Annotated in this window: 19 protein-coding genes and 1 tRNA gene; 5 read left to right on the forward strand and 15 right to left on the reverse strand. The window is 71.1% G+C overall.

Going from position 1 to position 19,654, the window contains the following annotated elements:
- Positions 1–48: 48 nt before the first annotated feature.
- A complete protein-coding gene (locus KIK05_RS19465) occupies positions 49–936 on the reverse strand; it encodes an NmrA/HSCARG family protein (protein WP_214412170.1) in 888 nt (295 codons plus the stop codon).
- A 106-nt stretch (positions 937–1,042) separates the two neighbouring features.
- Here KIK05_RS19465 and KIK05_RS19470 point away from each other — a divergent pair, with 106 nt between their 5' ends.
- Positions 1,043–1,522 carry a MarR family winged helix-turn-helix transcriptional regulator gene (locus tag KIK05_RS19470; RefSeq protein WP_214412171.1) on the forward strand — a complete coding sequence of 160 codons (480 nt, stop codon included), beginning with the start codon at positions 1,043–1,045 and terminating at the stop codon, positions 1,520–1,522.
- Between the two features lie 238 nt (positions 1,523–1,760).
- Here KIK05_RS19470 and KIK05_RS19475 read toward each other — a convergent pair whose 3' ends face one another.
- The 6 genes from KIK05_RS19475 to KIK05_RS19500 all read right to left on the reverse strand — a co-directional run bounded on the left by KIK05_RS19475 (position 1,761) and on the right by KIK05_RS19500 (position 6,589).
- Complete coding sequence (locus tag KIK05_RS19475; RefSeq protein WP_214412172.1) at positions 1,761–2,804, reverse strand: CU044_5270 family protein; 1,044 nt, start codon at positions 2,802–2,804, stop codon at positions 1,761–1,763.
- Positions 2,797–3,363: an RNA polymerase sigma factor gene (locus KIK05_RS19480; RefSeq protein ID WP_214412173.1), complete on the reverse strand. Its 567-nt coding sequence runs from the start codon at positions 3,361–3,363 to the stop codon at positions 2,797–2,799. Before KIK05_RS19480 ends, KIK05_RS19475 begins: the two co-directional genes overlap by 8 nt.
- 159 nt (positions 3,364–3,522) lie before the next feature.
- Positions 3,523–4,017: a GNAT family N-acetyltransferase gene (locus tag KIK05_RS19485; RefSeq protein WP_214412174.1), complete on the reverse strand. Its 495-nt coding sequence runs from the start codon at positions 4,015–4,017 to the stop codon at positions 3,523–3,525.
- A gap of 212 nt (positions 4,018–4,229) precedes the next feature.
- Positions 4,230–4,305: transfer RNA gene (locus tag KIK05_RS19490), tRNA-His, on the reverse strand.
- A gap of 73 nt (positions 4,306–4,378) precedes the next feature.
- Positions 4,379–4,975: an oligoribonuclease gene (orn, locus tag KIK05_RS19495; RefSeq protein ID WP_214412175.1), complete on the reverse strand. Its 597-nt coding sequence runs from the start codon at positions 4,973–4,975 to the stop codon at positions 4,379–4,381.
- Positions 4,976–4,996: 21 nt separating this feature from the next.
- On the reverse strand, positions 4,997–6,589 hold the full coding sequence (locus tag KIK05_RS19500; RefSeq protein ID WP_214412176.1) for a DUF2510 domain-containing protein: 1,593 nt from the start codon (positions 6,587–6,589) through the stop codon (positions 4,997–4,999).
- Between the two features lie 365 nt (positions 6,590–6,954).
- Between KIK05_RS19500 and KIK05_RS19505 the strand changes: the two genes are divergently transcribed.
- Positions 6,955–7,749 carry a hypothetical protein gene (locus KIK05_RS19505; protein WP_214412177.1) on the forward strand — a complete coding sequence of 265 codons (795 nt, stop codon included), beginning with the start codon at positions 6,955–6,957 and terminating at the stop codon, positions 7,747–7,749.
- Positions 7,750–7,841: 92 nt separating this feature from the next.
- Entirely contained in the window at positions 7,842–8,474 is a 633-nt protein-coding gene (locus tag KIK05_RS19510; RefSeq protein ID WP_214412178.1) for a hypothetical protein, read from the forward strand.
- A gap of 28 nt (positions 8,475–8,502) precedes the next feature.
- Here KIK05_RS19510 and KIK05_RS19515 read toward each other — a convergent pair whose 3' ends face one another.
- The 3 genes from KIK05_RS19515 to KIK05_RS19525 form a co-directional block, all read right to left on the reverse strand.
- The gene (locus tag KIK05_RS19515) at positions 8,503–9,960 is read right to left on the reverse strand and encodes a protein kinase family protein (RefSeq protein ID WP_214412179.1); all 1,458 of its coding nucleotides are present in this window, start codon (positions 9,958–9,960) and stop codon (positions 8,503–8,505) included.
- Positions 9,961–11,589, reverse strand: a complete 1,629-nt coding sequence (locus KIK05_RS19520; protein WP_214412180.1) for a serine/threonine-protein kinase — start codon at positions 11,587–11,589, stop codon at positions 9,961–9,963.
- A 179-nt stretch (positions 11,590–11,768) separates the two neighbouring features.
- Positions 11,769–12,413: a pyridoxamine 5'-phosphate oxidase family protein gene (locus KIK05_RS19525; protein ID WP_214412181.1), complete on the reverse strand. Its 645-nt coding sequence runs from the start codon at positions 12,411–12,413 to the stop codon at positions 11,769–11,771.
- A gap of 67 nt (positions 12,414–12,480) precedes the next feature.
- On the opposite strand from KIK05_RS19525, the gene pdxR reads away from it, so the two are divergent.
- Complete coding sequence (gene pdxR / locus KIK05_RS19530) at positions 12,481–13,875, forward strand: MocR-like pyridoxine biosynthesis transcription factor PdxR (protein ID WP_214412182.1); 1,395 nt, start codon at positions 12,481–12,483, stop codon at positions 13,873–13,875.
- Positions 13,876–13,960: 85 nt separating this feature from the next.
- Here pdxR and KIK05_RS19535 read toward each other — a convergent pair whose 3' ends face one another.
- The 3 genes from KIK05_RS19535 to KIK05_RS19545 all read right to left on the reverse strand — a co-directional run bounded on the left by KIK05_RS19535 (position 13,961) and on the right by KIK05_RS19545 (position 16,902).
- Complete coding sequence (locus tag KIK05_RS19535) at positions 13,961–15,115, reverse strand: DegT/DnrJ/EryC1/StrS family aminotransferase (RefSeq protein WP_214412183.1); 1,155 nt, start codon at positions 15,113–15,115, stop codon at positions 13,961–13,963.
- Between the two features lie 63 nt (positions 15,116–15,178).
- Complete coding sequence (locus KIK05_RS19540; RefSeq protein ID WP_214412184.1) at positions 15,179–16,261, reverse strand: GNAT family N-acetyltransferase; 1,083 nt, start codon at positions 16,259–16,261, stop codon at positions 15,179–15,181.
- 116 nt (positions 16,262–16,377) lie between these two features.
- Complete coding sequence (locus KIK05_RS19545) at positions 16,378–16,902, reverse strand: hypothetical protein (protein WP_308250007.1); 525 nt, start codon at positions 16,900–16,902, stop codon at positions 16,378–16,380.
- A gap of 314 nt (positions 16,903–17,216) precedes the next feature.
- On the opposite strand from KIK05_RS19545, the gene KIK05_RS19550 reads away from it, so the two are divergent.
- On the forward strand, positions 17,217–18,602 hold the full coding sequence (locus KIK05_RS19550) for a GH39 family glycosyl hydrolase (RefSeq protein WP_308250008.1): 1,386 nt from the start codon (positions 17,217–17,219) through the stop codon (positions 18,600–18,602).
- 3 nt (positions 18,603–18,605) lie between these two features.
- Here KIK05_RS19550 and KIK05_RS19555 read toward each other — a convergent pair whose 3' ends face one another.
- Both KIK05_RS19555 and KIK05_RS19560 read right to left on the reverse strand, forming a co-directional pair.
- Positions 18,606–19,184 carry a TetR/AcrR family transcriptional regulator gene (locus tag KIK05_RS19555; protein ID WP_214412186.1) on the reverse strand — a complete coding sequence of 193 codons (579 nt, stop codon included), beginning with the start codon at positions 19,182–19,184 and terminating at the stop codon, positions 18,606–18,608.
- Between the two features lie 52 nt (positions 19,185–19,236).
- Positions 19,237–19,602: a hypothetical protein gene (locus KIK05_RS19560; RefSeq protein WP_214412187.1), complete on the reverse strand. Its 366-nt coding sequence runs from the start codon at positions 19,600–19,602 to the stop codon at positions 19,237–19,239.
- Positions 19,603–19,654 lie beyond the last annotated feature (52 nt).

The following is a 19,654-nucleotide window of genomic DNA, read 5'->3' on the forward strand; positions in this document are numbered from 1 at the left end:
GACGTCGAGAGGCGGTACGACGGCCGTTCGCGTGTGAGGCGGACGCCTTCAGTGGTGGGCGTTCGCGGTCGTGGCGGTGAGTAGTGCGGACCAGTCCTGGGCGGTGGCCCAGTCGGCGAAGCTCGTCCAGGCGATCTCGGGGTGGTCGCGGCGCAGCGCGGCCACGTCGACGTCGAGGCCGACGGCGGTGAAGTAGCCGAACATGGCCGCCAGGTCCGCCGACCGGCTGCGCACGTACGCCAGGGGCACCTCCTGGTGGGCGATCGGACGGCCGATGGCGGAGGCGAGGATCCGCGCGATCTCGCCGGGCGTGCGCTCGTCGGAGGCGATGTCGATGCGACGGCCGGCGAATCGGTCGCGGTGGTGGAGGGCCAGGGCGGCGAAAGCGCCGATGTCGGCGGCGGGGATGAGGGTGAGCGGCTGGTCGGCGGGCATGGGCCAGGCGAACGTGCCGGTACGCAGGCCGTCGAGGGTCCAGCCACCGGCGTAGTTGTCCATGAACGCCGCCGGCGCGATCACCGTCCACGGCACGCCGGACCCGGCCAGATGCCGCTCGATCAGGTGCTTGCTCTCGTAGTGGGGGACGCCGGTGTCGCGGTCGGCGTGGGCGGCGGAGGTGAACACGATGTGCCCGACGCGGGCGGCCGCCGCGGCGTCGACGAGGGCTTTGCCCTGGCGGACCTCGGTGGCGATGTCGGTGCCGAACGGTGTGGTGACCGCGAACAGGGAGTCGGCGCCGGCGAGCGCGTCATCGAGTGAGGCGCGGTCGTCGAAATCGGCGTGACGCACCTCGGCTCCGAGCTCGCGCAGGGTGCCGGCGGCGGGCGAGCCGGGGTGGCGGGTGAGGGCGCGCACGTGGTGGCCGGCGGCCAGCAGGGCGCGGGCGGTGGCGCCACCCTGGGCTCCGGTGGCTCCGGTGACGGCGACGGTCAGCATGGTCTTCTCCTGCAGCTGTAGTATTGCTGTATGGCGCATTAGTTGCGCCATGCAGAAGACTAGCAGAGGATTGCTGCGCCACGCAGCAATTGGGAGCGTGAGCACGATGACAGGCATGCGTCGGGGCCGGCTGTACGAGGAACTGTCGATGGCGTCGCGCCGCTATCTGGCGTCGTACGTGCTCTTCAACCAGGCCGTCGCCGACCACCTCGGGCTGCACCCGACCGACGTGCAGTTCCTGAGCCTGCTCACGGCCGCGCCCGGGCCGCTGACGGTCAAGCAGATCGCCGAGATGACGGGCCTCACCACGGGCTCGGCGACCCGCCTGGTGGACCGGCTGGAGCGCGGGGGCTACGTGACCCGCACGCCGGACCGGGAGGATCGCCGCCGGGTACTGGTCGCCCCGGTGCCCGAGCGCGTCGCCCGCGTCACCGCGGTGTGGGACGACCTCGGCCAGGGCTGGCAGGCGCTCTACGCCGAGCACTCCGACGAGGAGCTCGAGGTGATCGTCCGGCACATGCGCCGCGCGTACGACCTCAGCCACGACCAGATGGACCGCCTGCGATCCCGGCCGAAACCGGAGTGAGCCCGAACGGGGTCCACGCCTTTTTGAAGCTGTAGCGGCAGGTGGGAGAGGTTTCAGCCGCCGCCTGACCGACTCTCGCGGCGTTCTGCCGTGAACCGCCGCTCCCAGATCCCGCCGCCGCGCGACCTCCGCCCGGGTCCGCTCCAGCGCGATCGCCGCTCTGCTCCTTCACTTGGGCATGCGCAACAGCGGCATGCGGAACAGGACCCCCGGCCGAAAGGCCGGATCGGGGGGAGTCTCAGCAGGGGATCCGCATGCGGGACGCGTTCGGCGACACCTCGGGCAGGCTGGGGACGACGTCGACGGTGAGCACCGCGGTGCCGTTGGTCTTGCCCTTCCTCTCGATGACCTCGCCGAAGGGCAATTTCGCCGTTCTGTCCCTGGTGTTCACCGTGCGCTCGCCCAGGTAGCGATAGGTGTGCTTGTCGAAGATCAGGTCCGAGCGAGTGCCGTCGCCCCGGTCCATCCCGACGGCCAGGCCGGGCCGGCCGGCGACGTCCGCGGTGTCGGGGATGAGCACGATGCCGTCCAGCCCCGCGGCCACCTGGTAGAGCGCGGCGCTCAGGGTGGGGCGAACCACCGACTCGGCGACCAGGCCCTGGAGGGAGGACCACATGCGCAGCGGATCCGGGCCCGTGCCGGCCAAGATCTTCGCGCGCACCTGCGCGGGGTCCGTGGGCCAGCTGCCCAGCCGGGCGTAGGCCGGTTGGCCGGGGCAGGCCGCGGGCTCGTACACGGTGTCCTCGACGCCGTGGTCCCAGCGGTCGCGGGGCGCCGGTCCCGTGGCCGACACGGCCTGCTCGCGGCTCAGCCAGGGCTTGCCGACGTCGGCGGCCTCCCAGCGTTCCTCGTTGACCAGCAGCTCGGTGTACTGCTGCCGCGTGCCGGCCTCGTCCGCCGTGAACAGGCTGCTCTGGACCAGCATTCTGGTGTGCACGTACTGGCCGCGGGCCGGCACCGTGTCCGGCTGCTCGGCGGCGGCCCGCGCGGCCAGCTTGAGCAGCGTCTGAGCGTCGGCGGGAGGCGCGGCGAGCGGGTTGCCCGGATCGGAGCCGCCCAGGCCCACCTGGGTGGCGAGGATGCCGACGGTGAGCGCCGCCGCCATGGCGCCGGCCAGGGCGACTCGCCTGGTACGCAGGAAGGCGCCGGGACGGGCGAGCACTCCCCGTCCGCCGGGACGGGCGATCGTGGACATCAGGGCGGCCCGGGAGGCCGCCAGGTCGTGCGCGCTCGGCTCGGGTGTGTCGGCCCACACGCGGCCGAGCTCCTCCATTTCATTCATGGTCTGTCCCCTCCAGAGCCAGCCGGATCTTCTTGCGCGCCCGGTTGAGCCGGGAGCGGACAGTCCCGACCCGGACGTCCAGCGCCTCGGCCACCTCCTCGTACGTCAGCCCCGCCCACGCCACCAGCAGCAGCGTGTCCCGGTCGCGGGCGCCCAACCCGGCCAGGGCCGCCACCAGCGGCTTGTTCACCGCGAGCGTGTTCACGCCGTCCTCCACCAGCCCGCCGCCGATCTCCGCCGGGTGTACGCCACCACGCACGTACGCCCGGTAACGGGCCGCCTCGCGCCTGCGCCTCTTGCTGATCACGTTCGAGGCGATGCCGTACAACCAGGGCCGGGCGTCGGCCCGGCAGGACTGGTAGCGGTGCCGGTGCTCGAACGCCGCCAGGAACGTCTCGGACACCACGTCCTCGGCCCCTTCCGGACCGAGCCTGCGCGCCGCGTAACGGTGCAGGGCGGGAGCATGCCGGTCGAACAGCGCGGCGAATGCCTGCGGCTCCCGCAGGGAGCGGCGGATCAGATCGGTGTCGGCGGCCTCGGCTGTCGCCGGTTCGGCCATGAACGATTCAGCTCCTTCGCGCGGGTGCGGCAGATTCGCCTGTTATTACCGCTGCTCCGCCGAAGAGTTCACGCCGAGGCCCTGCGATTTCTGCTCCGAGGAAGGCGTGGGCGAGCATGGCCAGGGTGACCCCAGCCGACCCACGAGCAAGATCAAGCTCTATCGCTGGAGGTCGCGCTGGTACCACGTGCCCGACTTGCCGCCGAGATCGGCCGGGGTGGCAGGGCCGACCGGGACGAACCCCGCCTTGGCCAAGACTCTCTGGGACGCGATGTTGTCGTGGGAGGTGGCCGCCCGCAGTGTGCGCAGGCCGTGCATCGCTGTCGCCGTCCGGCACAGCTCCCGGACGGTCGCGGTCGCCACGCCGCGGCCGGCGACCCGCTCCGCGACCCGGTAGCCGAGCCTGGCAGTGCCGTCCTCCAGGTCGTACAGGTTGAACCTGCCGAGTACCGAGCCGTCCTCGGCGACGAGCACGTAGAAGGCACAGATGCCGGCCTCCTGCTCGGCCAGCGAGTCGTTGTACCGGTCGGTGAACCGGTCGAAGAAGTCGTCGCCGCGGTCGGAGATCGAGGCGGCGAAGTAGGTGCGGTTCGCGAGCTCGAAGGCCAGGACCGCCGAGGCGTGACCGGCATGCAGCCGCTTCAGCTCGGGCATTGCCCGACTCTATCCAGATCGTGCGCGGAGGCCACCTGAGTTTCCGCCAGTGGCGGACAGCCCCAAGACCAGGGCCCACAACGATCTACGCCTGGAGTACTGAGATCCGGGCTCCGCTCCCAGGATGGGACATTCTGCCCTCGGTGTGCGTCAGGAAACCAGGAAGGCCCCGGTCATCTCGCCGATGACCAGGGCCTTCCTGGTTTCCCACATGGGGTGAGTGAAGGGACTTGAACCCTCGACATCCAGGACCACAACCTGGCGCTCTGCCAACTGAGCTACACCCACCACGCCCCGCGGTCAGCACCGCGGCACAGGGAAAAGTGTAGCGGTCTTTCAGGGGTTGTGACGCCGTGGCCGGTCAAGATCCGGTGATGGCTTCCGCGACCTCGCGCGCGGTGGCCGAATCGGGGCCCGGCTGCGGCACGAAGACGGCGGCACGGTAGTACTTCATCTCCTGCACGCTCTCGGTGATGTCGGCCAGCGCGCGGTGCCCGCCCTGCTTGGCCGGAGAGGCGAAGTAGACCCGGGGGTACCAGCGGCGGACCAGTTCCTTGACGGAGGAGACGTCGACCATGCGGTAGTGGAGGTACGCGTCGACGGCGGGCATGTCACGCGCGAGGAAGGACCGGTCGGTGGAGATGGAGTTCCCGCACAGCGGAGCCTTCTTGGGCTCCGGAATGTGCCGGCGGATGTACTCCAGGACGACGGACTCGGCCTCGGCGAGTGTCACGCCCGTCTCGAGGGCGGTGAGCAGGCCGGAAGCCGTGTGCATCTGCCGCACGACCTCCGACATCTGCTCCAGCGCCTCCCTGGGCGGCTTGATGACGATGTCCACACCTTCGTCGAGCTGGTTCAGCTCGCCGTCGGTCACCAGGCATGCCACCTCGACGAGCGCGTCACGGCCGAGATCGAGCCCGGTCATCTCACAGTCGATCCAGACCAACAGGTCACTCATAATGCTCAGCGTAGTGCCCGGTCATGAAGCCTTGAGAGAGTCCAGTACGCGATCGATCACCTTAGTGTCGAGATTGTCCGGTACGGAGACGTAAAGCAGGGTAGGTCGCTGCCCCGAGCCCTGGTCGATGACGGCGATCAGGCCCTGCTCCTTCTTGAACTTCCAGCCCGCCTGCTTGGCCGCGGCGGTGAAGTCCATCTCGTACCGGAGCATCCACGCCTTCTTCCCGTCGACCTCGAAGGCCGCGTCCTTCAGGGCCTTCTTCTGGTGGGGAGGGCTGTACCAAATCTTCTCGTAGTTCAGCAGGACCTCGCCGGTCGTCTTGCGGAGATCCTGCGGGCCGGAGTAGTCGAAGACCTCGGGCAGCCTGGCGGTGGACACGGTGCCGATCCAGTCGTGCCCCTGGCCGTCGTAGTTCTTCTGCGAGACGGTCTGCGCGGTGCTCGTCCACGTCGGGAAACGCGGGTCGGGCATGCCCTGGCCGTTCACCTCCTGCCAGCTCGGCACCGTCCAGTCGCCGCCGGGGAAGGTGTACGAGACGCCGGTGCGCGGGTCGGTGATCACACTGCCCTTGGGCTGCGGCAGCTCGGCAGGGAAGTCGGTGGACGAGCTCGGCTGGGGCGTGGGCGACTCGAGCGGCGGGGTGATCTGCGGGTCGGACGGCTCCGACGGCTCGATGGTGTAGCTGGGCAGCGGCGACTGCGCGGCCGTCGGGGTGTCGTCGCGGTTGACCACGCTCAGGCCGATGACCAGGGCGACCACGAGCAGCACGGCCACCGCGCCGCCTCCGAGCACCCACGGCAGCGGGCTGCGCTTCTTCGGCGGCGCCCCGAAGTCGGGCACCGGGAGCTGGGCGGTGGCGCCGGGCTGGTTGCCCCACGGCTGGGGACCCGTCGGGCCGCCGTAGGGCCCCGTCGGCGCTCCCGGCCCGCCGTACGGCCCGCCGGGCCCGCCTGGGGCGGCGTACGGCCCTGTCGGCCCGCCGTACGGAGCGGCGCCGGGCCCGCCGTAGGAGCCGGCCGGCTGGGCGAACTGACCGGTCGGCCCCTGGCCGCCGGGCGGCGCGAACTGGCCGGGAGCGGGCCGGCCGGGACCCGGCTGCGGGTACGGCCCGGTGCCGGGCGGGGGAGCCGGTTGCGGGTAGGGGCCGGTGCCCTGCGGGGGAGCAGGGTGCGGCCCGGTGCCGGGCTGCGCCTGGGGTCCGGTGCCGGGCGCGGCCTGGGGGGCGCCCGGCTGCGGGTGCTCACCCGTGGGGGGCTGGAAGGCGGGGGCGTCGCCGCGGGGCTGCGCTTCCTCGTCCGTGCTCTGGTCCTGGGGAGAGCCGCCGGTCTCGGACGGCGAGGCGGTGCCGGGCTGCCCTTGGGGACCGGTGCCCTGCTGATCCGTGCCGGGCCGCGGCTGCTGGTCCGTGCCGGGCTGCGGCTGCGGGCCCGTCGTCTGCTGGGCCTGCGATCCGGGGCCGGGCTGCGCCCACTGACCGGTGGTGACCGGACCGGCCTGCCCGGCGGAACTCTCCAGGGGGTGGGTGGCATCGGTCCACTGCGTGCCGTCCCACCAACGCAATTGGGGGGTTCCGTATGGGTCCGGGTACCAGCCGGCGGGGGTCTGCGTCATGCCCGCCAGGATAGTGACATCCCCTTTATCGCGCATTTGGCAGCGCATGGCGGACATCTGACCATGAACGGCTTGCCCTCGGCGCGAAGAGCCGTGTGGACCACCCGCTGCCGGCCGGGCCGCCCGTGCCCGCCGGGGGCGAGAAGATCACTGCTTCCCCGCGATCCGGCGGGCATCCGCGTCCGCATATTCCAGCCAATCCGAAAAGAGCCGCAAATCAACATCTGATCTGCAAACGCGGTTGATTAAACATTGATCCCCCTATGTCACTCTTTCCCGACATGGGGAAATCGCGCCGGAGGGGGCCGGCGGGGTTCTCGAAACAACGGGGCCCGCACGTGCGGGGGACGGAAAGAGGCGGCGGCATGGCGCAGAAGAACGTGACCTTCAACGACTTCCAGGAGCTGGTCATCGACCGCCAGAAGGCGGCCCTGCGGCTCAACGGCGGGGTCACGATCACGAACTTCAAGAAGATCCCCAACACCTTCATCAGCGTCGGCCTGAGCGGCACCACCGTGGCGGCCGACCACAACGGCGAGATGACCTACGACAGCGACGACAAGAAGGGCTACTACCTCGACCGCTTCGAGGTGAACGTCCTGCTCGACTCCCCGGACTACTACGTCTCCACCGACGCGCCGACCACCACGATGGGATCCGGCGCCACCACCAGCAGCGCCCAGCTCGCCCTCAACCTCTCGGCGGGGACCTTCGGCCCGGTGCCGACGACCGGGATCGGCGAAGGAGTCGCCATCGGTGAATCCTTCACCGCCAACCTCACCGACTGGCGGGTCGAGAACCACTCCGAGAACAACGCCGTCCGGCACGTCTACTACATGGCGGCCTGCGGTGGCGGGGCCCACGCCTACAACCGGCCCGAGGACCTGGTGGACACCAGCTTCGAGGGCGGCTTCAAGGGCGCCCCGCTGCTCGCCGTCCCCCACCTCTCGATCGCCAACATGCCGCTGATCGACACCGGCATCTTCGTCAGCCGCGAGCAGCAGCTGTCGGACGTGACCCTCCGCATCGTGATGAGGGCCCACTTCGTCTACGTCGAGAAGACCTTCGAGCTGTTCGTCGTGAAGATCGACACCAAGGGCCGGACCTGGACCTACGAGTACGACGTCAAGCTTCCCGTGTCGCAGGTCGTGCCCGACTGAGAACCGGCGCACCCGGATTCGCCGGCGGGGCGTACGGCACTCCGCCCCACCGGCCGACGAAACAGACTCGCCACGCCAGGAAAGGCACGACAATGCCCGAAGGAACGGAATTAGAGGCTCTTCCCGACGCGCTGTTCTACGAGATCGCCGAGTTGATCCCCATCAGGTCGGTGATCGACTTCGGCGGCCGCTCGATGACATTCTTCAGGAAGGTCAACGGATACATCGAATGGCTGATCGGCTCCGGAAATCTCCTGAAGATCGAATACAGCGGCGACCCGACGCGGCTGCCCACGGGGGAGCCCGTCCCTCCCATCTGGAAGGAGAACGGGGTGGACGTCGCCACGGCCGTCGAGGGGATACGGTCGGGTGATTTCGTGCGGCGCAACACCCCGATGTCCGTCGAGGAGAAGATCAGGGTCTACGACAAGGCGATCTGGACCCTGATCCGGGCCACCCCTGAGGAGAGGACGGACCTGCCCCTCGACTGCGCTTTCATGGACGCCCAGCGCCAGGCCCTCGCGGCCGCCCAGTACGACGACGACGATCTCGCCCTCCGGCAGAACCTCTACGACTACGTGAGTCACTGCCTGAAAGAGATGAAGCTGGTCTACCGGGACGAGGACTGGCACGTCTGGCCGGAGCAGGACGTCGACGAGACGATCGCGGACTGGGCTTCGGGCAAGATCCAGTACGACGCGCAGCAGGTGCCCGAGTCGGTGTGAAGCCGGGCCGTCCCTGAGGACTCCGGCTTCAGCACTTGTAGGTGAACGACGCCTTGTCCTCCAGCGGGGTGCCCGGCGCGGTGGGGGACAGGACGCGCAACCGGGCGGTGAGCTTCCGCGTCCCCTTGCCGTGCACCTCCCACTTCAGGCTGACCTGGTGGGACGACTCGCCCGAGGCGATCGGCTCGGTGTGCTTGACCGGCTGCTCGCCGCTCGGCAGCCACTCGTAGGACACCTCGCCGGCGCCGCCGTTGGTCGTGATGACGCCGATGACGTTCACCGTGGTGTCGCAGCCCTTGACCTTGGGCGCCTTGACGTCGACGGCGGTGACCGACAGCGGTGCGCCGCGCTGGAGCCTCCAGGCGGCCAGCGCGACGGCGAGGATCAGCAGGAAGAGCACGCCGGTCCACAGCCCGCCGCGGCGCCGCCGTCGCCGCGCCGGGCCCCGGCCCAGCCGGTCCTTGGCGGGGACGGTGAGCTGCTGCTCGCGCCCGGCCCGCCAGATCTGCGCGGCCGTCGTGTCCACCGGGACGCCGGGCCCGAAGCGCACCTCACCGCTCGGCGAGGTGCCGGGCCCACCGTTCGGTGCGCCACCCGCCGGCCAGGCCCCGGCCGCCGCCGCGTACGGCATGCCGCCACCGGCCGCCGTACCGGAGACCGGGCCGGAACCGGGGGGGTAGAGCAGGGTGACGACCTCGCCCTCGTCCCCCTGGGCGGGCCTGGCGGGCGGCGGTGCGCCGGTCGGGACGTCGGCGGCCGACCACCACTGGATGGTCCGCACGAGCCGCTCCCGCGTCGCGAACCCCGCGGGCAGCAGCTCGCGCCCCTCGACGAGCACGTCGCGTGCGGCGCCCAACCCCTGGGTGGCCGCCGTGGTCGCCGCCCTTTCGAACAGCCCGGCCGCGCCCAGGTCGCCCGCGGCCCAGGCGGCGGCGAGGCCGCGCGCCAGCGCCGCCCACGCCGCGAGGTCACGTTCGGGGGAGGCGGCGTCGCCGCGCAGGGCCGTGGCCAGCCCGCGCTCGGCCAGCAACGCCGTGCCGTCCTCGCCGATCACCACCGTGCCGGCGTGGAGGGAGCCGTGGGCGAGGCCCGCCGCGTGCACGGCGAGCAGGGTCTGGGCCGTCTCGACCAGGACGGTGGCCGCGCTCCCGGCGTCCGGGGGCTGCGCCTGGGGCCGCCCGTCCATCAGCTCGGCCAGGGACGGCGTCGCGGGGCGGGCCGTCAGCAGCCAGACCTCGCCGCGCGCGGCCACCAGGTCGGTGACGGGCATCAGGCCGGTCAGGCCGCTCTGCGACAGCCGGCGGTCGGCCGTCACCGCCGCGACGAGCCGTTCGCGGGCGCCGGGGTCGGCGAGTGAGTGCGGGTCGAACCTCAGCGCCCCGCCGCGCGTGCCGTCGGGCCCGACGACGTCGGTCCAGGTGCCCATCTCGCTCGCCCGGGACCGGCCCGTGAGCAGGTGTCCCGCGATGCTGCCGCCCTCTGGCATCTACCGCCGCCTCCGGTGCCGTCCCGTCATCCGCTTCCGCAGGACCAGTGTGGCGGGAACCAGCCCGGCCGTCACCAGGCCGAGGGCGAGCGTGCCCGCCGGCGCCTGCGGCGAGGGGCTCTCGGGCGCGGGGGTGTCGCCCCTTCCCCTCGGCGGCGACTCCTCGGACGAGGGCGACGGTGAGCTGGTCACCGGGCTGGGGGAGGCGCTGGTGGGCGTCGGTGTGGGGGTCGGCTTCGGCTTGCCCTGGGGCAGGGTGTTGTCGGCGTCGGGCGCCGATTCCTCGGAGTCCGACGGCGAGGGGCTGGGGGAACCGGAGCCGGTGGCCTTGGGACTCTTGGACGCCTTCTTGCTCGGCGTCGGCTTCGGCGTGGGGCTCTTCTTGGCGGGCTGCGGTGTGGCGGTCGGGACGGCGGCGGCGGATTTCGTCGGGGCCGGGGTGGTGGTGGCCGGTTCCGCGGTCGGGCTCGTGGTGGAGTGGTCCGGAGTGGTCTCGACGGCGGGCTGGCTGGGGGCCTCGGTCTGGTCGATGGCCGGTTCCTCCGAGCCGCCTCCCGAGGGCGTCGCGACCGTCGTCTGGGCCTGCAGCTTGGTGTCCCCCAGCGAGCCCACCAGGACGGCCGTCAGCGCGGCGACGACCGCCAGGCCGACCGCCCCCACCGCGATCTTGAGGCCGAGCTTCGTCGCGCCCCGGCCTCCCCGGCCGAGCCCCGTCTCGGCGAGCGACGTGCCCGCCTGCGGGGTCTCCTCGGCGAGGGGGAACATCAGCGCGAGCAGCCCGGCGAGGCCGGCGAGCCTGCGGCGGCCGCGCTCCTCCCAGTCGGGCCCGTAGGCGTCGAGGGCGACCGCTTCCAGTTCGGCGAGGAAGATGTCGGCGGACGCCGGCCGGTCGGCCGGGTGCTTGGCCATGCCCCGCTCGACCAGGCTCCGCAGCGGCGCCGGGACCTGCTCCACCGGAGGCGGCGTCGCCTGGTGCTGGCGGGCCAGCGCCGCGATGTGCTGGGCCTGGAACGGCCGGGTGCCGGTGAGGCACTCGAAGAAGACGATGGTCGCCGCGTAGACGTCGGTGGTCGCGCCGGCCGGGGCCCCCGCCCACTGCTCGGGCGCCATGTACGGCGGGGTGCCCGCGCCGCTCACGCCCTCGCCCGACCGGACGGCGATGCCGAAGTCGACGAGCTTGCTGTGGCCGGTGCCCTCGATGATGATGTTCTCGGGCTTGAAGTCGCGGTGCACGATGCCGTTGGCGTGCGCGGTGGCGAGGCCCAGCAACGAGCCCTTCAGCAGGACGAGCGCCGCCTCGGCGCCGGTCGGCCCCTCCGAGCGGAGCATCGTGCGCAGCGAGACGCCGTCGACCAGTTCCATGACGATCGCGGCGCCGCCGCCGTTCTCGACGTATTCGTAGAATCGCGCGGCGTAAGGAGTGTCGAGCAGCTCCAGCAGGCGCGCTTCGTGCCGGAAACGGATCACGAATCCCGGATCGGCGCACAGCTCCGCCGACAGATATTTGATCGCGACGAATGACCGGTCGGCATCGTGGCGTGCCATGACGACACGCCCCGAGGCGCCGGTGCCGAGATCGCGGATCTCGGTATATCCGGGGACTCGCCATGCCCCCGTGTGGCCGTCCATGCGTTCTCCTTATGTGGCACCGGGCCCCCACCCATGACCGAGAACGAAGCTTAACGGCGGCTTATGGGATACGTGATGTCTAAATACACATTTGGCATCTTGTCGGATCGATTGTCAGCATTTCCGGTCCGGGGGTTTTCGGGCTCCGCGGCTCCGCCACCAGCGAGGATGCCGTCCGGTCACCGCCCCGGCGCGCGCCGTTCGGTGATGTGGGCCGGAACCGGGATGCCCGGGGGGAGGACGGGGTCCGGCTCGGGGGCGCCCCAGGTCTGCCGGAGGGGCAGCACGCCCGCCCAGACGGGCAGCGCGTAGTCCTCCTCCTCGTCCTCCGGCGGCCCCTGCCGCACCTTCACCGACGCCTCCTCGAGGGAGAGCGCCAGTACGGCCGTCGCCGCCAGCTCCTTCTTGGTCGGCTGGCGCACGGCGTCCCACTGGCCGGGAGCGAGCTGCTCGGTGAGCGCCCGCAGGCCCGCGATCCGCTCGCCGGCGTCCTCGACGATCCGGGCGACGCCGTAGATCATGGCCGACCGGTAGTTGATGGAGTGGTTGAAGGACGACCTGGCCAGCACGATGCCGTCGAGGTGCGTCACGGTCACGCAGACCTCGCCCGCGGTCCGCAGCGACCTCGCGCCGGTCGAGCCGTGCAGATACAGCGTGTCCCCGACCCGGCCGTACCCGGTGGGGACCACCATGGGATGCCCGTTCACCACCACGCCCAGGTGGCAGACCAGGCCGGCGTCGAGGATCTCGTAGAGCTCGGAACGGTCGGTGCGGCCGCGATGCTTCTCGCGGTTGAGGGTGGTCCGGGAAGTCGAGGACAGCATGCCGCTACGGTATGGAGTGAGTGGACTGGCGGCGTATGTCCACTCTTGAGCATTTTCGGGAGACCACTTGCGCGGCCATGTCGACCTTCCCCTCGTCCTCGACCGCGAGGCCTCCCGGCCGCTCGTCGTGCAGCTCGGCGACCAGTTGCGGGACGGCGTGCGGGCCGGCGCGCTCAAGCCCGGTGAGCGCCTGCCCTCCAGCCGGGCCCTCGCGCGGCTGCTGGGCGTCAGCCGCACCGTCGTGACCGAGGCCTTCCAGCAGCTGTACGCCGAGGGATGGCTGGAGGGACGGCACGGTTCGGGCACCTACGTCGCCGACCTGGCACACCTCACCCCCCGCAGGAGCGCTCCACAGCCCGCCGCCGCGGACCCCCGCACCAGCGACGATCTGTGGTGGGACGAGTGGGAACGCCCGTGCCACGACATGATCGACCTGCGTCCCGGCAGCCCGTGGGTGCTCGACTACGACAAGGCGGCGTGGCGGCGCGCCTGGCGCCTGGCGGCCGACCGTCCGCCGTCCGACGACGTGGACCCCTACGGCCTCCCGCACCTGCGCGCGCTGCTGGCCGACCACCTGCGCCGGGCGCGGGCCGTACCCGTGGGTCCGGAGAACGTGATGGTGACGCGGGGGACCGGCCACGGCCTGGACCTGGTGGCCGCCACCCTCCTGCGCTTCGGGGACGGCGCGGGGGTGGAGGAGCCCGGCTACCGGGTGGCCCGCGGGGTCTTCGCCGCGCGCGGCGGCCGCATCGTGCCGTGCCCGGTCGACGACCAGGGCGTCGTCCCCGCCGAACTGCCCGACGACCTGCGCCTGCTCTACACCACCCCCGCCCACCAGTGGCCGCTCGGCGGCAGGCTGCCGATCGCCCGCAGGGAGCGGCTGCTCGACTGGGCCCGCCGCACGGGCGCCGTGGTCGTGGAGGACGACTACGACGCCGAGTTCCGCTACGACGTCGCGCCGCTGGCGGCCCTGTACGGCCTCGACCCCGAACGCGTCGTGCTGCTCGGCACACTGTCGAAGTCGCTCGCGCCCGACGTCGGGATCGGCTGGCTGGTCGCCCCGCCCGCGCTGCTCGCGCGCGTCGCGCGCACCCGCGAGCTGCTCGCCGACCGCACCTCCGGACCCGTCCAGCAGGCGGTCTCGGTGCTGCTGGAGCGGGGAGACCTGGACCGGCACCTGCGGCGCATGCGCCTGGAGTACGCCCGTCGCCGGGCCGCCGTCGTCGAGATCCTCGGCGGCCGGGTGAGCGGCGACTCGGCCGGGCTGCACGTCTTCCTGCGGCTGGCGCGGGAGGAGGTCGCCCCGCTGGTCACGGCGTCGGCCGAGCGCGGGGTGCTGCTCGACACGACCGAACGGCACCACCACGGCCCGGTACGCGTCCCCGGCCTGGTCATCGGGTACGGTTCGGCGTCCCTGGCCGACGTGCGGAAGGCCTGCGAGATCATCGCGGGCCTTCTGTAGGCCTGTTTTCCCTGGTCGGGCGATATACGCGGTCCGGTACCGGCAGTGATCAGCTCGGGCCGGTGCACGGAAGACGGGTCCGGGGTCAGGCCGCCCGGTCGAGCAGGTGGTCGCCCGGTGGGGGCGGCGCGGGGCGCAGCGACTCGACCACCGGCAGTGCCCGGTGCGCGTACAGCGGGTCGACCGGCAGCACGTGCCGCGCCCACCAGCGCGCCGTCTCGCGGTCGGGCGACGGTTCCACAAAGGGTTCGGCGTAGTCGTCGTACGGCGGGTCGTACAGGTAGCCGGTCGGGACGCCCCGCCGGGCCAGTTGCGCGATGGCCTGGTCGCGGTCGGCCACCAGGAGCGGCACCCGGAACAGCGGCTGGTCGAGGTGGTGCGGCACACCGCCCGCCACGGTCGGCAGCTCGGCGAGCCTGGCGACGCCCGCCAGCCTCCGGGCGCGCTCGCGGGGGAGCCGCGCGAACCGGCGGCCCTGGTACCACCGTGCGACACCGCCGCGCGCCGCGCGGTAGTCGTGCAGGTCGGCCTGTACCCAGGCGTCGAGCGCCGGGAGGCCGGGCGCCCGCGCCAGTGCCGCCCGCAGTTCCTCGGGCCGCAGCGCGATGCGGTACCCCTCCCGCTGCTCCTGGAGTCCCAGGGCGCGGGCCAGTCGCATCGCCGGACGGGCCATGTCGAACTTCAGGGCCAGGTGGCGCAGGGCCGAGGTGGCGACGCCGAGGAGGTCGCGGCGCAGGGCGCCGGGCTGGAGCAGCAGGTCGCGCTCGCGTTCGAGCACGCGCCGGTCGGCGGCGCTCTCCACGGCGAGCACGCCCCCGGAGCCCGCGCCGGCGTGCTTGGAGAGACTGAACACCCCGGCGACGCCGAACGTGCCGAGGGGGCGGCCGTTCACCGAGGTCTCGGCCGCGTGGGCGACGTCCTCGATCAGGACGGTGCCGGACAGGGCGAGCACGTCGTCCGGCAGGCCGTACAGGTTCGTGGTGAGCACCGCGTCCACGGCGGCGAGCAGCGTGCGGGCGACCTCGATGTTGCCGTCGAGGACGGAGACCGGGGCGATCACCGGGACGAGGCCGGCGGCGAGGACGAGGAAGAGGATCTCGTCGGCCGAGATCGGCGACATCAGCAGCCGCTGCCCCGGTGTGCACCAGTGGCGTAGCGCGAGGTAGAGGCCCAGACGGTTCGAGGGCAGGTAGACGCACTCACGCCCGGTACGGGCCGCGATGATCTTCTCCGGGCTCACGTGCCGCCTCTTTCCCCCCGCGTGGTCCTCCCAGAAGAACCGTAGCGGATGGGAATGGTCCGACTACGCCCCGATTGAGGTACGAATCCTGCCGTATGTCTTCAGGGCCAGGTCGGCGGTCTCACGGAGCATGGAATTGGCCAGGACCGTTCCACGGGCCTTGCGGACCGGGACGCGGACCAGCCAGTGCACCCCGGCCCCCGGCGTCGGCCGCGCGATGCGGCCCTCGGCGACCCAGAGCTCCCCGGTCTTGAGCTTGTCCTTGTACTCCTTCTCGCCGCGGCCCATGTCGATGAGCTGGATGCCCGACTCCGCGGCCTTCTCGGCCATGGCCAGGTGGTGGATCAGGCCGGGGGAGTACTTGGCGAAAGCGGGGTCGTAGGCGGGGAACCAGCCCGCGAGGGTCGTCCGGGTGCGCAGCCCGAAGTGCCCCGCCACCGGGCGGTCGCCGACGTAGATCATGTCCAGCGACCCGGCGAAGTGCTCGGTGTTCGACTGGAGGAGGTTCTCGACCAGCCGCAGGATCCACGGCCGGGCGAACCGGTCGGTGCGTCCGGTGCGGCGGTACTGGTCGGTCTTCCAGTCGATGAGGGTGCGCAGCACGGCCTCGTCGGTGGTGGCGTACTCGTGGCGCAGCTCGCCGAAGTCGCGCTGGAGCTTGCGGCTCTTGTACGCGGTCGACTTGTAGGTCTTGCCGGACACGCGCTTGAGCACCTCGACGTACGCCTCGTAGCCGTCGGACAGGTCGATGACCGGCGACGGATGGCGGGTGTGCTTGGCGGGGACCAGCGGCTGCCCGGCCTGGAGGTGGTCGAACTCGAACACCGCCAGGCCGCACGCCTTCATCAGCTCCTGCGGATCGAACTCGATGTCCTTGGCGTGCACCATGCCCTGGGCGTCGGTCAGCCCCGCCGCGATGGGCATGCCGATGCCGAGCTGGTGGCGCTCGAAGGGGAAGAACCCCACGATGTCGGGACCGTCGCTGAGCACGGCCACCCGCGCCTGCTCCCGCACGCGACCCGTCTCGATCGTGAACTCGGGCGACAGGAATGGGCTGTCCAGCGAGGGGGCGTCGTTCTGGAGCACCCGCCACCGGGCAGTCTCGGAGGGGCCGAGCTCGCGAGGGTGAACGACGGAGATTCGCATGGCTCCTACTGGGTCGTGCGGAGCGGAGATGGTAAGTCTCCCCCTTTTACCCAGCTTGGGGCCTGGGATGTAATACCGTGATAAAGATCAGATCACGGTATGTGAGGGCCGATGGTCTAGCTGTCCACCGTGCATCCCTGGTCCATCTCCTCGCGGGGTCGTGGAACCTCCAGCGAGGGCGTGTTCCCGCCGACGATGCGGTGCACGTCGATGGGACCCGGATCCCCCTCGGAGGTGCCCGGCACCTGGGAGTTGCCGAAATGCCCGCCCCTCGCCCACATCCGCAGGCTGCCCTTGGCCGCCAGCGAGTGCGGATAGGGGAGCGGAGGGCCGGCGGGCCAGCACCTCGGCACCTCCCACGAGTCCAGCCAGGCCAGGATCTCGTCCAGCCCGTCCATCTTGCTCTCGGTGAAGGGTTCCTCCACCGAGCCCAGGACGCGGATCTGGACGCACACGCGGCCGTGCCGGTTGAGGTCACCGGGCAGGCCGCTCGCCGCCCGGGTGGGGGGCAGCGACTGGATGATCTGGCCGGTTACGGGATTCCAGACCAGATGCGCGGGACGGTCGATCTGTACGAGCCGCTGGGCCACCGACTTGGCGGACACCCGTTGGGGATCGGTCGGCCAGATGAACCAGACCACGCGGGGGGCGCCTCCCCCCATGGGGCCTGAGTCCTCGAGAGCGGGAATTCGACTGGCGATGGGCAACCATGCCTGGGCCACTGTGCCCCCTCAAATCCTCGGTCGCGCGGTTTATACCCCTTTCCCCAAGCGGTTGACACCTGATGATCTTTGATTATTAATAAACCGCCCAAGATGTGACTTGCGTTCTTCGTGGGGCATTGTCCAGGCTGTTATGTGCATGTTGGGGCCTGTGGGGGCAGGGGCACCGGCGAACGCATGGGCAGTCGCGACAATTCAAGGGTTCTGCAAGCGTGAGCGGATACGGTGACCAAGTGGTGGACAACAGTGGCCGGCATGCCAAGCGTCGCTACCTGCCCCGCGGCCCGATCGCCATAGGCGCGGGAGTGGTGGCCCTCGCCCTCGTCGCGGGGCTCCTCGCCGTCGCCGCTCGCCGCGGCGCCGACCGTCCCGACGGGGTGGCCGCCACGATCCTCGCCTCCCCCGAGCCGCCGCCCACACTCGAACAGCCGCCCGTCGTCCAGAGCTGGCCGCGCTGGGGGGTGACCCACACCCAGTACAGCCTCGACAACGAGACACCCGAGGTGCGCGCCCGGGCGTCCGACCTGTTCAGCAGGGTGCCCATGCTGCAGAACCAGCACATCATGGGCTGGGGGGCGGGCAACCCCGAGCCCGCGCCGGGCAAGTACGACTTCCGCGACCTCGACCGCCGCGTCAAGCTAATGGCCACCACCAGGGCCCAGCCCGTGCTGACGCTCTGTTGCGCCCCCGACTGGATGAAGGGCGGCTCCGAGGGACGCACCAGCTGGAGCAAGATCGAGGTGGCGCCGCGGCGCGACCACTTCGACGACTTCGCCGAGCTGGCCGCCACCGTCGCCAAGCGCTACCCGACCGTCACCCACTTCATGGTGTGGAACGAGTTCAAGGGCTTCTGGGACGAGGCGCACAACAACTGGGACGTCGAGGCGTACACCGACCTGTACAACCGGGTCTACGACGCGCTGAAGAAGGTCAACCCCAAGATCCAGGTGGGCGGCCCGTACATCCCGGTCGACAGCCACGTCTCCACCGCCAACGCCTCGGAGCTGAAGGGGCCGTGGGGGGTCGTCGACCGCAGGGTGCTCGACAGCGTCGACTACTGGCTCCAGCACAAGAAGGGCGCCGACTTCATCGTCGTCGACGGGTACTCCGTGAGCAGCGACAGGGGCGTCGTCCCCGACGAGTTCACCGCGCTGAAGAAGTTCTCCACGGTCACCGCCTGGCTGCGCCAGGCCAGTGGCGACCTGCCGGTGTGGTGGGCCGAATGGTACGTCGCGCCCGACAACGCCGACTGGGACGAGCAGCACTACACGGCCGTCAAGACGGTGGCCATGATGGAGTTCGCCAGGAGCGGGGCCGCGACGGCGCTGTACTGGAGCCCCCAGCGCAAGGGCGGCGGCGACTGCCCCGGCTGCCTCTGGTCGCCCGCGGACGGCCAGGAGATGCCGATGGCGGGCGTGCTCAGCGGCTTCACCCGGTGGTTCCCCGCCGGCGCCCAGCTGGTCGACGTCCGGGTCTCCGATCCCCGCGTCCAGGTGCTCGCCGTCGACAAGCAGATGATTATGGTCAACACCGCCTCCACCCCTCTGTCGGTGGACGTCGACGGCCGCCGCTTCCAGCTCAACCCCTACGACGTCAAGTGGGCCGACAGAGGTCAGTAGGGGTCACGAGCCGAAACCCCGGCGGAGCGCCGCCAGACCGGCGTCGAACCAGGCGTCGTAGTAGTCGTCGCCCGCCTCCTGGGGGGAGGTGCCGGACGGCGGGGTGCCCACCTGCGCCAGGGCGTGCCCGAGGGTGAACACGGCCACCGACTGGAAGGCGAAGTGGACCTGGCCGAGGTCGTCGGCGTCCAGGTCGACGGGGGTGAGGATCGCGCCGAGCAGCTGCTCGGCGATCTCGGGGCTGACCGGATGGGTCGCGAGCAGGGGCACCGCGGCCGGGTGGGCGAGCAGGACCTGCCGGTAGCGGCGCCCGAACGACTCCAGGGCCTGCGTCCAGGGGCCGCCCGCCGGGGGCTCCAGGGCGGCCTGCGCGGCCAGGTGGTCGACGACGCCGGCGAGCATGGCGGCCTTGTTGGGCACGTACCGGTACAGGGCCATCGCCTCGACGCCGAGTCGCTCGCCGACCTTGCGCATGGAGAGCGCGTCGAGGCCCTCGGCGTCGATCACCGCGAGGGCGGCTCTGATGATCTTGTCTTTGCTCAGTACGGCGGGTCGCCCGCCTCGTGATCGCCCTGTGCTCACCCGCCAAGGGTAGTGAAACCCACGCTGACCAGCATGACCAGGATCAGCACGCCTACCACCATGTGCTGGACGTCGATGACCACGTCCGGCCCTCCGTAGGCAGAATCTTCCAGGTGCGGGAGTATTCCCGCTGGTACGCCGCGCGCTGGGCCGCGAAGCTGAACCCGAAGTAGGGCAGCCACCAGCTGATCACGTGGCCGATCACGGTCAGCACGGTGAGGATCAGCGCGACGACGTCGGCGCCCAGCGCCACCGCCACGGAGATCGCCGCGAATATCGGATAGTTGATCGCGGCCAGCCCGAGCCTTTCCCGCACCGGCTGGCCCTCCAGGTCGTTGAAGGGGAACATCGGGATCCATTCGGTGACCGCCAGATAGATGACCATGACGATCGGGGTGACGAGGGCAAGAGTGTGCATCGTCGTGCCTCCAGTTTGTTTATGACGTAAGCTTACATCCTAAACAAACTGG

The sequence above is a fragment of the Sphaerisporangium fuscum genome (assembly GCF_018531465.1).
GTDB lineage: Bacteria > Actinomycetota > Actinomycetes > Streptosporangiales > Streptosporangiaceae > Sphaerisporangium > Sphaerisporangium fuscum.